This is a genomic window from Enhygromyxa salina (genome assembly GCF_000737335.2).
In the GTDB taxonomy this organism is placed as follows: domain Bacteria; phylum Myxococcota_A; class Polyangia; order Nannocystales; family Nannocystaceae; genus Plesiocystis; species Plesiocystis salina_C.
Genome location: NZ_JMCC02000166.1, coordinates 1 through 13,322 on the forward strand (window position 1 = coordinate 1; position 13,322 = coordinate 13,322).

Here is a 13,322-nt window from a genome sequence, read left to right on the forward strand (position 1 = left end):
GGCGGCTCGGGTGCGGGGGCCGGCGGCAGTCCCGGGTCGGGCGGCGGCGGCGGCTCGGGCAGCGCTTCCGCGTCGGCCTTCTCGAGCTTGATCGCCTCGGCCTCGAAGTCGGTCGCGGCTTGCTCCCACACCTGCGTGGTCTCGGGCCGCACGTCGTTGACGGTTGCCCAGCCGACCAGCCCCAGCAGCGCGATCATGCCGAACATGTGGATGCGCTCCTCGAGCAGCTTGTTGGGCGGGCGCCGGGCGATGAGCTCGTAGAACAGGAAGATCAGCCGGCCGCCATCGAGGGCGGGCAGCGGCAGCAGGTTGAACATGCCCAGCACCGTGGAGATCAGCGCGCTGAACATGATCAAGTCGATGGCGCCACGATCCGCGCTGACCTTGATCGCCTTCGCTATCGCAACCGGACCGCCGACCTTGGCCTCGGCCTTGCCGGTGATCAGCGACCACAACCCTTTGAGCTGCCGCGCGGTCTGGGTGAAGGGCCACTTGGCCCCCAGCACCACCGCTTTGCCCGGGTTCATGGGCACGTAGGTGCCGATCTCCGCCAGATCAGCCTGCATCGCCGGGGCCTCGGCGTTGAGCGCGATCGGGTAGATCAGCTCCTCACCGTCGCGCTCGACCTTCACGTCGATTGTCTCACCCAGCCGCTCGAGGCTGAGCTCCATGACCTTGGCCCGCGCGTCGGGGCCACGAACCTCGACGCCATCGAACGCGAGGATCTCGTCACCGACCTCGAGCCCAGCCGCCGCCGCGGGGCTGCCCACGCGGAAGTCCGAGACCTGCACGCCGATCGCCTCCTTGAGCCCGACCGAGGCAAACACGGCGACCACCAAGATTATCGCGGCGAGGTAGTTGGCGATCGGGCCGCCCGCGATCGCCAGCAACCGAGCCCACAGCGGGCTGTCACGGAAGTTGCGGAAGCCCGCCGGGGGTGGCGGGAGGTTGCCCTCCTCGTCGAGCGCGTACTCTTCCGGCTCCATGCCAACGATGTGCACGTAGGCCCCGAATGGGATCGCGCTGATGACAAACTCGGTGCCCTTCCAGGTGAACAGCTTGAGGATGACCGGCCCGATGCCGATCACCGAGAAGCGATCCACGTGCATCCCCCCGAGCTTGGCGCACGCGAAGTGACCGAACTCGTGAATGATGATCAGGACCGAGAGCGCGAGGATGGCCAGGACCCAAGTCACCGGGGCTATATATGACCCCCACCGGCTTCCTGCACGTCGCCGCCCGCGGCCGCTGGCGCGCGTGGTCGCTGCCCTCCTCGGCGCCGTTTGTACGCACGGGCACGTGTGGAGGGTGCTCGGGACACGTACGAACCCACGCCGCCGCTCTCGTCTCCCACGCACAGTGAGTCAGGGCACAGGCCCACGCTTCAGCCCCGATCGAGCTGGCCAAAGCCGAGCTGTGCGAGGCGCCCACGCATGAACAGCCGCGCGCGGCTGCGCAGGGCCTGGTCACGCGGGGGGCTCCACGCGGGTCGTTCGCCGTGCGAGGCCAGCAGTCGTTCGACCTCGCGCTGGGCGCTGACGAGGCCGCCGTCGAGCCACCCGAGGGCTGCCTGACCCACGCCGCGTCGCAACGCGAGGACCTCGCCGGGGACCACCGCCGCCTGATCGCCGCAGAACACTTGTCGCGTGGCCCACAACCCATGGGTGGGATCGAAGGGGGCGTCGACGATCAGCCACACGCGACCGCGGGCCAAGCGAGCGCCACGCATCACGGCGGTGCCGGGGGTCAGGGTCTGAAAGCTGCGCAGCTGCGAGTGGCGACTGTGGAGGATGCTGAGCACGCTCAGCGTGTTGTCCCGGGATGACTCGTCGAGCGCGAGCAGCTCGTAGTTCAGGTTGGGATCTACACGATCCGCAGCGCTCCCGGCGATCCAAGCTTCCTCACGCGTGTCCGGCTCGCGCCACTCGTGCGCCGCGTGCTCGCGGATCAGCGCCTCGGCGACTTCGAGGGCCGCCTTGGCCATGACCGGCAGGCGCCTCTCGTCGTCGCGCAGACACAGGGCAATGGTCAGATCGACGGACATCGTCGCAACCCCCAGATCGGGCCCAACACCTTGACCCGCGAGCGTTGGCAGGTCAACGGGCAGCGGGTTTCGCGGCCGGTCCAAAACTTCTGCAGATCCCCTGCAAGCCCGGCGAACGCGGGCCGACATGAGCAGGGCGCGGCGATCTTCACCAGCGAGCTTCGGGCCATCGCCGCGCTTGCCAAGACCCAACCCAGGCCCGACCATTCGCACCAGGAGCCCCCATGTCCGGCGTCAACAAGGTCATTCTCATCGGAAACCTCGGACGCGATCCCGAGCTTCGCTACACCCAGAGCGGAAGCCCGGTCGCCAGCCTCTCGGTCGCCACGACCCGCAAGTGGCGCAACAAACAGACCAACGAGATGGTCGAGGAGACCGAGTGGCATCGCGTCTCCGTGTTTGGCCAGTCGGCCGAGCACTGCAACAACTACCTGTCCAAGGGCCGCCAGGTCTACGTCGAAGGCCGGCTGCGCACGCGCAGCTACGACGACAAGGACGGCGTCAAAAAGTACTCGACCGAGATCATCGCGGACACCGTGCAATTCCTCGGCGGTCGTGACGGTGGTGGTGGTGGCGGCGGCGGCGGCCGCGGTGGCTACGACGACGCCGGCGGCGGTGGTGGCAACTACGGCGGCGGCGGCGGTGGCAACTACGGCGGCGGCGGAAGCCGTGGCGGCGGCGGTGGCAACTACGGCGGTGGCGGAAACCGTGGCGGCGGCGGCGGTGGCAACTACGGCGGTGGAAGTGGCGGTGCCGGTGGCGGCGGTGCTCCCGAGCCCTACGATCCTGGTAACTACGCGCCGTCCGGCCCCGAAGACGACGACATCCCGTTCTGAGCCAACGGCCCGAGCCCGCAGCCGCGACATCGGCAGCGGGCGCACGAAGGGCCCCCTACACCAGGGGGCCAATCATGCCCGAAGATCCCACATGCACTCTTTCGTGTTTCGTGACGCGTTGGCCAGCGACGAAGACGCGATCTTCGAACTCGCTGGCCACCTCGACACGCTCAACCTCCCGCCCGACCGCGGCTTCATCTCGGAGCTGATCGCCCGGTCCCAGTCGTCGTTCGCGGGCGGCAGCGACCCCGAGCTGTTCGACCCCGAGCGCCGGTTCTTGTTCGTGCTCGAGAGCCCGGACGGGCAGGTCGTGGGGACTTCCATGATCCACGCGCAGCACGGGACCCGCGGCGAGCCGCACGTGTTCTTTCGCGTGGTCCAAGAAGAGCGCTACGCCGAGCTCAGCCTGGGTGCCGAGCGCCGTGAGGTCCACATGACCCACGAGATGCTGCACCTCGGTCGCACCTACCAAGGGCCCACGGAGATCGGCGGGTTGGTGCTGCACCCGGATCTGCGCAAGCACCCGCGCAAGCTCGGGCGTCTGCTCTCACTTGGGCGGTTCTTGTACATCGCCGCGCTGCGCCATCGGTTTCGCGACCGCGTGCTCGCCGAGCTGCTCCCGCCGCTCGAGCGCGGGCCACAAGGCCGCACCCGCTCGCGCTTGTGGGACGCGCTGGGTAGCCGCTTCACCAACCTGACCTACGCCGAGGCCGACCGGCTCAGCGCCCACGACAAAGAATTCATCTGGCGTCTATTTCCAGTCTCGCCGGTCCACGTCAGCTTGCTCCCGCCCGAGGTCCGCAACTTCATCGGTGAGGTCGGGCCCGAGACCGTTGGCGCGCTGCGGCTGCTGCAGAGCATCGGCTTCACCGACTCGGGCAAGGTCGATCCCTTCGACGGCGGGCCACACTGGGAAGCCGCGACCGACGAGATCAGCCTGGTCCGCGACGCGCAGTGGTGCCGCGCGCGAGCGGGCGCCGTCGACGAGGCCGGGGTCCCGGGCATCGTCGCGCGTGTACGCCAGGCTCACGAGTCGACCGATCTGCCGTGGTTTCGCGCGGTCTGGACTCACGTGCGCGACCGGGTCCCGGACGAGCTCGTGACACCGGTCGATGCGGCGCAGGACTATGCGATCGACTGGGGTCAGGATCTGGCGGGCGACTGGGCCGTGCCCGCGCCTGGGGTCCCGGCCCACGCGGATCCGCCTCGAGAGATCACGATGCCGGCCGAAGATCTGGCGGCGCTGCGCTTGCCTGCGGGCGACGAGCAAGTGCTGGTGGCGTTGCGGCCCCAGCTGCGCGTGGCCAACCGCGATCCCGCTGGCCGCTGATCCCCCGTGTTAGTTGTGATGGCGTGTTAGTGTGATGGCGTGTCCTGGAACAGACAGCGGGTCACAGCCCTCGAACTACCCACGCGCGGAGCCAGCTCGCAATGGCTAGCGATCGGCGCCGCAGAGGGTGATCGGCTCGCGCCCGGCCGCGCGCTGGCTGTCTTGCGTGGGGCAGACCTGCGAAGTGTGTTGGCGTTCATGTCGCGCCACGGGCTCGCGCTTGGGTTGTCGCGGCAGCCCAGCGAGCAATGGAAGCAGATCGCGGCTGCCCTGCGCTCGGGCGCAATGGCCGTGTTCGAGCGCCAGCGCGCGCTTTCCAAGTATTCGCACGGCTTCCCCGAGATCGACCTCGAGGACGAGCCCGCGGCGCCCGAGCCCATCGCTGACGAGCTCGACGTCGTCGACCGTCGCGCCGTGGAGTACCTCGCGGTCGGGGACTTCAACTTCTCGACGGATCGCGCCGTCATGTTGCCTGGCCCGTCGAGCGAGGGCGAGCTCGCGGGTGACGACGCGGACGGCGTCGCGCTGGTCGCCGGCCTGCTCGCGCATCTGCGTCAGCTCGACGCCGCGCGCAGGGTCCTGGTCGCCGGCCACACCGACGCCGCGGGCTCGTTCGCGCACAACCTCGAGCTGTCCAAGCGCCGGGCCGAGAGCGTGCAGCTGGCCTGCGATGGCGACGCGAGCGGCTTCGCCGATCATGCTGTCGCCCACGGTGAGACGGCCGATGGCCAAGAGGTGCTCCGCTGGACCGCGCTGCGGTTTGGCTGGGGCTGCGATCCCGGCACGGTCGACAACGACGACGGGCCCAAGACCAGCGCGGCGCGTCAGCAATTTCGGGATCGCTTTCAAGCCGAGTTTGAAGAGGCCGCGGGCACCGGGTTGGCGTTCGTGCGCGCAGACTGGCTCGCGTTCTTTCGCCTGTATGAGCACGACCTCGCCGCCCGACTTGGCGTCACGGCGACCGGGTTGGCGCAGCTTCGCGCGGACTTGGTCTGGGCCAAGCCGCCGGTGCTGGGCTGCGGTGAGCACTGGCCCGAGGGCGCGATCAGGCGCAGCCGGGTCAACCGCTACGATCGCCGCGTCGAGCTGCTTTGCTTTGAGCCGGACGATCTTCCAAGCGGGGCCGGTGATCCGCCGGGGGGCTCGGTCTACGGGGATCCAACCTACACATGGACGCCGATCCGACCTGGGCCCGGGCCGCACCCGCTTGGGGGTCCCTGCTTTGAATTGGCGCTGATGGCTGAGGACCTCGAGGGCTTTGGCGAAGATGCGTCGCTGCGGCTGCGTGGGGGGCCCTATGATCTGCGCCACGCCTTCGCCGACGCGAGCCGGCGGGGTCCGCATCGGGTGTTTCACTTTCACGGCATCGCCAAAGGTGGCAAGTACACCGCGACGGTCGAGTCTGCCCCCGATGACCCGGTCGTGTTGTTCGAGCACGCCTCGCTGGACTCCTATATCGCGGGAATTGACGCGCCTGATCAGCAACCACAGGCCATCGCCATTCACATCGCGCGCCCGCCAGAGCAACGTGAGTCGGTGGGCCCCTACGAGTACAGCGCCCCCATAGGCTACGACGACCCCGAAGACTTCGAGGCTGAGACCCCATGAAAGATCAGCTCACCCTCCGCGTCGGCACTCCAGGATCCACTCCGATCCGCATCGAGTCGGCCCGATTAATCGACGTCGAGCGGCGCAACCCGACCATCGAGTTCGCTGCGCTCAACGACTTTGACGTCGGGGTCAACTTCACCGCGGTTGCACCTGGTCCGTACCGGCTGACGATGAAGATCGCCGGCCACCCAACCTTGCACTTCTCGACCCTGATCACAGGTGACGCCAATCGTTCGTTCGAGTTCGAGCAACCAACGCCCAAGTGCGTGACGATCACGACGCAGCAGGCAAGCGCCGGCGCCAGCGTGAGTCGGCGCGTCCACGTTGTCAGCTTCGCGCTGCCCAGCAAGCACGAGGCGGTCGTCCTCCTCTCGGGCGCGGATCTCAAAGGCGGCACCAACTACAAGGTGTTCGCCGAGACCTGGCGCGACGATCTCTACGATGGCCTCACGGATCTCGGAGATCGCAGGAACCTGCCGATCAAGCGCGTCATCCACGATCACACGGTTGTGTCGATCTTCGACTTCCGCACCGGCTTCCTCGAGGAGCAGATCAAGGGAACGACTGGCTGGCACACCATGCATCGCGCGATGCAGGGCACCCAGCCACCCTACCTCGACGACCCCGAGGCCCCTGAGGCCGGTCAAATTCGGGGTGACACCGACTCGGTCTCGATCACGGATGTCTACTACTACATCAGCGCAATCGGTCGGGACGCGCCCGGGTCTCTGCAAGAGCTGCACTTCTTCTCGCACGCGTACAGTCGAGCCCCGGTCTTGGCAAACACATACGACAACAGCGACACCGACGCCCGGGATCCCACTGACAAGGATCCGCGCATCAAAGACTTTCTTCCGATCAACCTCGCCCGCTACACCCGCCTGACCCAAGCCTTCACCAAAGACCCGTACATCAGGAGTTGGGGCTGCAACGGCAGCGACATGCTTGGCAAGATCAGGGCTGTCGCCCGGACCCATTCACCCGACGAGATGGTCAAGTACAAGGGCAAGGAGTACTCCACGGAAGACGTCATGCGCGAGCTCCGAATGTATGTGTTCACCGACAACTACATGATGAGTTGGTGTCGACAGCTGGGTGCCGACGTCTGGTCGGCAGCGCCAGGGACCAAGTCAACGTACCAGCACTCGGGCAAGCGGCACTACTTCCGCGTCGACGAGTCGCTGCATGGGAGCGTGATCGCTTGGTACGAGCGCAACTTTGGGTGTCAGCGAGACTTTGGCGGCACGGTCTCGTTTCGCAAGTTGGTGTGAGACACGTTGCGACAGATCTCATCAACCGGGAGTTCGTCGGCACGCGAACCAACGCAAGAAGGGAGGCTCACTCGAGCCTCCCTTCTCACGAACACCGTCCACACCCAGGCGAGCGAGCTCGCCGGAGCGGACGCGGCGCCTACTTCTTGGCGTCCTGGTGCTTCTTGATCAGCTCTTCCTGGATCGAAGACGGCACCTTGTCGTAGTGGGCGAACTCCATCGTGTACTCGGACTTGCCCTGGGTCGCCGAGCGCAGCTCGGTGGAGTAGTTGAACATCTCCGAGAGCGGCACGTGGGCGTCGATCACGGTGTTGCCCATGCTGGTCTCGGACCCAACGATGGTCCCACGACGGCGGATCAGGGTGGTCTGCATGCCGCCCTGGAACTCCTCGGGGCCCTCGACTTGGACCTTCATGATCGGCTCCATGATGACGGGCTTGGCGGCGCGCATGGCCTCGCGGAAGGCGGCGCGGGCGGCGATCTGGAACGCCATGTCGCTCGAGTCGACCGCGTGCGACTGACCGTCGTTGACTTCCATCTCGATGCCCGTGACCGGGGCTTCAATCAAGACGCCCTTGGTCATCGAGTCCTTGAAGCCCTTGTCACACGAGGGCACGTACTCGCGGGGGATCGAGCCGCCGGTGACCTTGTCGATGAAGCGATAGTGGGGGTCGCCTTCGGACTCGAGCTCGATCGGCCGCATCATGCCGGCGAGGCGGGCGTACTGACCCGAGCCACCGGTCTGCTTCTTGTGGGTGTAGTTGTAGGCGGTCTCGCGGGTGATGGTCTCGCGGTACGCGACCTGCGGCTCGCCGACGAGGGTGTCGACCTTGTACTCGCGCCGCATCCGCTCGATGTAGACCTCGAGGTGGAGCTCGCCCATGCCCGAGATGATGGTCTCGCCCGACTCTTCGTCGCGGTGGACCTTGAAGGTTGGGTCCTCCTTCGAGAACCGGTTGAGCGCCTTCGAGAAGTTGGCGTGGCCGCCCTTGTCCTTGGGCTCGATCGCGTAGCTGATGACGGCGTCGGGCACGTGCATCGACTGCATCGAGTAGCGGACGTTGCCGTCCGTGAAGGTGTCACCCGAGGCGCAGTCGATGCCGAACAGCGCGACGATGTCGCCGGCGTACGCCTCGTCGATGTCCTCCATCTTGTCGGAGTGCATCCGCACCAGGCGACCAAGCTTGTGCTTCTTGTTGGTCTTCTGGTTGTAGATGAACTCGCCCTTCTTGAGCGTGCCCTGATAGATCCGGGTGTAGGTCAGCTGACCGTACTTGCCGTCCTCGAGCTTGAACGCGAGCGCGACCAAGGGCAGCTCGGGATCGGTCTTGAGCATGATCTTCTCCTCGTCGTTGGCGAGGTCGAAGGCCTGGTTGTCGATCTCGTAGGGCGCCGGGAGGTACGACATCACGGCGTCGAGCAGGACCTGCACGCCCTTGTTCTTGTAGGCCGAGCCACAGAACACGGGGGTCAGACCAAGCGCGATCGTGGCCTTGCGGATCACGGGCTCCATCTCTTCGGCGGAGACTTCCTCTTCCGAGAGGAATTTTTCCATGATCGCGTCGTCGAAGTCGCCGAGCGCCTCGACGAGCTTGAGGCGGTACTCCTCGACACCCTCGACGAGCTCGGCCGGGCACTCCTCGATGCGGATGTTCTCGCCGTTCTCGCCGTCGAAGTAGTAGGCCTTGCGCGTGCGCAGGTCGACGACACCCTCGTGCTCGTCCTCGGCGCCGATCGGGTAGGTCACGAGCACGGCGTTGTGGTGCAGCTTCTCGCGCAGCTGCTTGGTCACCTTGAACGCGTTGGCACCCGAGCGATCCATCTTGTTGATGAACGCGAGACGCGGGACGTTGTAGCGGCGCATCTGCCGGTCAACGGTGATCGACTGCGACTGCACGCCGGACACCGAGCACAACACCAAGATCGCGCCGTCGAGCACGCTCAGCGCCCGCTCGACCTCGACGGTGAAGTCGACGTGTCCGGGGGTGTCGATGATGTTGACGTCGAACTCTTTCCACTTCACCGCGGTCGCGGCCGACTGGATGGTGATGCCGCGCTCTCGCTCGAGCTCCATCGAGTCCATCGTCGCGCCGACGCCGGACTTGCCTTTGACCTCTTCGATCTTGTGAATGCGGCCCGTGTAAAACAGGATCCGCTCGGTGAGCGTCGTCTTGCCCGAGTCGATGTGGGCGGAGATTCCGATATTGCGAACTTTGTCGAGGTCCATGGCTCTGTCTGGGCTGAAGTACAGAAACCGCGGGCTGGCGCCTGTTGGCAGGCTGCCCCGCGGGCGCGCGGAGGATGCCACACGGTCGGCGAACCGACAGGTGTACGGCGCGGTTGCGGCGTGACGGTCCACACTCTGGAGTGGTTGCGCAGGCGCGTGGCGGCCGATCGAGCGCCTCATAGCGTGATCTCGGAGTTGTCAGTGAGCAAGAGCCCACTTCTGCGACCGGCGATCGACACACGACGCCACCACTCACACGCGACTGGCCCGCGGCTGGCCGCGACCGGCGCGCAACTGGCGCTGGGGATCTTGCTCGGATCCGGCGGGAAAAGAGCGCGGTCGGACCCAAAAACAAATCCGAGTCGCTGCCTGCGCCGCCCACCAGCGTCGGCCACCACGCTGTAGTATCTCGCCCCGATCGGCGGCCCCCGAGCTGCCACGAGGCGAGCATGACCAAGCACGATGACGCGTCCACCGAGTCGCCCAGCAACTTCATCATCGACGCCGTGACCGAGGATCTCGCGGCGGGTCGCTACACGCGGCCGGTCTGCACACGGTTCCCGCCCGAGCCCAACGGCTACATGCACCTTGGCCACGCCAAGGGAGCGACGATCAGCTACGGCGTGGCCAAGCGCTTCGGCGGCCTGTTCAACCTGCGGATGGACGACACCAACCCCGCCGCCGAAGATCAGGTGTTCGTCGACGCGATGATCGAAGACGTCGCGTGGCTGCTTGGCTGCGATCTCGAGGGTCGGGTGTTCTACGCGTCGGACTACTTCGAGCAGCTGTACCTGTACGCGGTCCAGCTGATCGACAAGGACCTCGCCTACGTCGAAGAGCTCACGCTCGAGCAGATCCGCGAGCACCGGGGCAACTTCTTCAAGCCCGGCCGGCCGTCGCCGTGGCGGGATCGCCCGGTCGCCGACAGCCGCCGGCTGTTCGAAGAGATGAAGGCGGGCAAGCACGCGCCGGGCTCGCTGACGCTGCGCGCCAAGATCGATCCAGCCCACGGCAACATGAACATGCGGGATCCGGTGCTGTACCGGATCTTGGATCAGACCCACCACCGCGCGGGTCCGTGGCGGATCTACCCGATGTACGACTACGCGCATCCGCTCTCGGACGCGATCGAGGGCGTGACCCACTCGACCTGCGGCAAGGAGTTTGCGGATCACCGGCCGCTCTACGACTGGTGCCTGGCCAACGTCGACATCGTCGAGCCGCCGCGACAGATCGAGTACGCCGAGATCGGCATCACGGGGGTGGTGCTGGCCAAGCGTCACCTGCGAAAGCTGGTCGAGTCCGGGGTGGTCGCGCGCTGGGATGACCCGCGCTTGCCAACCGTCCGCGGGCTGCGGCGGCGCGGGGTCCCGGCCGAGGCGATCGTGCGCTTCTGCGAAGAGCTGGGTGTGAGCGACGGCTCGCCGGGCAGCGTCGACACGGCGCGACTCGAGGCCACCGTGCGCGACTACCTCAACGCCGAGGTCCCGCGGGTGATGGGCATCCTGCATCCGCTCAAGGTCACGATCGACAACATCCCCGAGGGCCAGATCGAGCAGCTCGACGCCCCCTTCATGCCCGACAGCGACGCCCACGGCTCGCGGCTGCTGCCCTTCTCGCGCGAGATCTACATCGACCGCGACGACTTCATGAAGGTCGCGCCCAACAAGAAGTACTTCAGGCTGTCGCTCGGCCGCGAGGTCCGGCTGCGCTACGCCTACGTGCTCAAGTGCACCGAGGTCATCGAGGATCCCAACACCGGCGAGATCCTCGAGCTACGCGGGACGATCGACCCGGACACCAAGGGCAAGAACCCCGCCGACGGACGCAAGATCAAGGGCACGATCCACTGGATCGACGCTGGGGCCGCGCTGCCCGTGGAGGTTCGGCTCTACAACAACCTGTTCACCGACGCGCTCGAGGAGTTCGACGGCAGCCAGGCGATCCAGGACTACGTCGATCCCGACTCGCTCGAGATCGTGACCGGCGCGTTCGTCGAGCCCAGCTTGCGCGACGCGGCGGTCGGGCATCGCGTGCAGTTCGAGCGGGTTGGCTACTTCGCCGTCGACCCGGACAGCGAGTCGGCCAGGCACCTGGTGTTCAACCGCACGGCCACGCTGCGCGACAACAAGTTCAAGAAGATCTTCAAGGCCCCGCCCAAGTAGCGCGGCCAAAGCGCATGCGAGGCTCCAAGGAGCGAAGCGACCACGAAGCTGTCCGATCACAGCCGTCGAGCCCCCTTCCAGGGGGCCACACATGCGACCGACTACAGCCAGCCCCGAGGAGCGAAGCGACCAGACGCGAAGCGGCTGCAGTCGGCGCGCGTACGAGGAGCGAAGCGACCACCAAGCTGTCCGATCACAGCCGTCGAGCCCCCTCCCAGGGGGCCACACATGCGACCGACTACAGCCAGCCCCGAGGAGCGAAGCGACCAGACGCGAAGCGGCTGCAGTCGGCGCGCACGAAAGCGCATGTGGGGGTAAAACCTATTGCGGGTTGATTACTTCTAGCTTGAGGCCGCCCGGGTACGCGTACGAGGTGACCCCCGTGTACCCAACCTGGCTCACGCCAAACGGCTGGTTGCTGGACGCGAAGTGGGTGCCTTCGCCGACCACGACGTCGGCGACCTCATAGTTGCCGACCTGGTAGTAGCCACCGACCGGGTTGCCGTCGATCGTGACCTCGGCGCCGTTGACCGGGCGCGTGATCTGGGCGTAGTGCACGTCGTAGCCGGTGCCGGTCACGAAGGTGTAGCGGTTGAGGAACTGCTCGGTCGGGACCATCTGGTACATGGCCGGATCGCCCGTGCCCGCGTTGGGGTTCTCGCTCTCCAGGTACTGAACCGGCATGAACGGCCCGTTGCCCGTGATCACGAAGCTCTGGCTGGTTGCGAACTGGTGGTACTGGCCCTTGTTGAGGTTCAGCGGGAAGCCAGGCTGCGCGGGGACGGTGTTGATCATCACGCCGTCTTCACCACCGTAGACGCGCCAGTGGTACTGCTCGTTGCCGCGGGTTGGCGCGTGGGCGCCGACGTACTCCTCGCCCCAGTACTCGAGCGGGATCGCGGCCTCCTCCAGGTGATCGCAGTAGGTCGCCGGGGACTGCGGAATGTTGGCGCACTCGGTCGCGCCGATCACATGGACCGGCTGGTTGGAGGCGATGATCGTCCCCGAGAGGTCGCCGCCGTTTTGCTGGGCCACGACCAAGTTGAGGACCTCGTAGCGGTCGAGCACGACCATCGTCGAGGCGAACGCCGCGAGCGCTGGGATCCCGCCGCCGCCCGCCGTCGCGCCGCCAACGGTGATGTTGACGGACGAGTTGTCCTGGGTCCCGATCGCCATCATGTAGCTGGGGTAGTTGCCGATCGTCGCGCGGTACGAGGGCACCACGTAGTTGCCGGTCAGCGCGTACTCGGGCAGCAGCATCGAGGCGTCGTTGGTCGCGGTCGCGCCGATCGGCGAGTGCTGGTAGGCAACGATCGGCAGGTCGGTCTCGAGCCGGTAGACGCCGCCTTGGCGGGTCGTCGTGACGCTGTCGATCTCCGCCTGGGACAGCGACCAAGTGTAGGCGCCCTGCGGCTGGATCACGACCGGGCCGCCCTGCGCTTGCTCGACGTTGCTGTTTGGCGGGATGAAGTAGAGCTGGGCGTTGACCGGGGTGTCGCTCGAGATGTTGCCGGCGATCAGCGAGTCGTTCTGCGCGGGTGCGTTGACGTTGCTGTAGTAGTTGTCGTGCTTGGTCGCGAAGAACGAGCAGCCAACCGAGCTCGGGGCGTCCTGAATCAGGATGCACAGCGGGACGCAGCTGCCAAACGAGCACTCTTCGGTGGGGTCACAGGGCACGGGCTCTTCCCAGCCGTCGCCGAGATCGTTGCACTCTTGGGTGTTGTTGGGGTCGAAGCACTCGACCTGGCCCGGGTTGCACAGCTGGTCGTCTCCGTCGCCGTCTCCGTCGCCGTCGCCGTCGCCGTCGCCGTCGCCGTCGCCGTCGCCGTCGCCGTCGC

9 protein-coding genes are annotated in these 13,322 nt (G+C 66.6%); 5 read left to right on the plus strand and 4 right to left on the minus strand.

The window, feature by feature from the left end; translation table 11 throughout:
* Positions 1 to 1,196: M50 family metallopeptidase (locus DB30_RS38605; protein WP_052558850.1), on the minus strand; the 1,196-nt coding region annotated here is incomplete at its 3' end.
* A 188-nt stretch (positions 1,197 to 1,384) separates the two neighbouring features.
* Positions 1,385 to 2,044 carry a hypothetical protein gene (locus DB30_RS38610; RefSeq protein ID WP_146662578.1) on the minus strand — a complete coding sequence of 220 codons (660 nt, stop codon included), beginning with the start codon at positions 2,042 to 2,044 and terminating at the stop codon, positions 1,385 to 1,387.
* A 224-nt stretch (positions 2,045 to 2,268) separates the two neighbouring features.
* Here DB30_RS38610 and DB30_RS38615 point away from each other — a divergent pair, with 224 nt between their 5' ends.
* The 4 genes from DB30_RS38615 (at position 2,269) to DB30_RS38630 (ending at position 7,092) form a co-directional block, all read left to right on the plus strand.
* Entirely contained in the window at positions 2,269 to 2,880 is a 612-nt protein-coding gene (locus DB30_RS38615) for a single-stranded DNA-binding protein (RefSeq protein WP_052558853.1), read from the plus strand.
* 91 nt (positions 2,881 to 2,971) lie between these two features.
* Entirely contained in the window at positions 2,972 to 4,210 is a 1,239-nt protein-coding gene (locus DB30_RS38620; protein WP_052558856.1) for an arginine N-succinyltransferase, read from the plus strand.
* 39 nt (positions 4,211 to 4,249) lie between these two features.
* Positions 4,250 to 5,818, plus strand: a complete 1,569-nt coding sequence (locus tag DB30_RS38625; RefSeq protein WP_165704150.1) for an OmpA family protein — start codon at positions 4,250 to 4,252, stop codon at positions 5,816 to 5,818.
* Complete coding sequence (locus tag DB30_RS38630) at positions 5,815 to 7,092, plus strand: hypothetical protein (RefSeq protein WP_052558860.1); 1,278 nt, start codon at positions 5,815 to 5,817, stop codon at positions 7,090 to 7,092. Before DB30_RS38625 ends, DB30_RS38630 begins: the two co-directional genes overlap by 4 nt.
* Positions 7,093 to 7,231: 139 nt before the next feature.
* Here the strand turns inward: DB30_RS38630 and fusA are convergent, their stop codons facing one another.
* Positions 7,232 to 9,319 carry an elongation factor G gene (gene fusA / locus DB30_RS38635; RefSeq protein WP_052558862.1) on the minus strand — a complete coding sequence of 696 codons (2,088 nt, stop codon included), beginning with the start codon at positions 9,317 to 9,319 and terminating at the stop codon, positions 7,232 to 7,234.
* 449 nt (positions 9,320 to 9,768) lie between these two features.
* On the opposite strand from fusA, the gene DB30_RS38640 reads away from it, so the two are divergent.
* Positions 9,769 to 11,484: a glutamine--tRNA ligase/YqeY domain fusion protein gene (locus DB30_RS38640; protein WP_052558864.1), complete on the plus strand. Its 1,716-nt coding sequence runs from the start codon at positions 9,769 to 9,771 to the stop codon at positions 11,482 to 11,484.
* 321 nt (positions 11,485 to 11,805) lie between these two features.
* Here the strand turns inward: DB30_RS38640 and DB30_RS38645 are convergent.
* The coding region (locus DB30_RS38645; protein ID WP_240480427.1) for an IgGFc-binding protein at positions 11,806 to 13,322 on the minus strand (1,517 nt) is incomplete at its 5' end.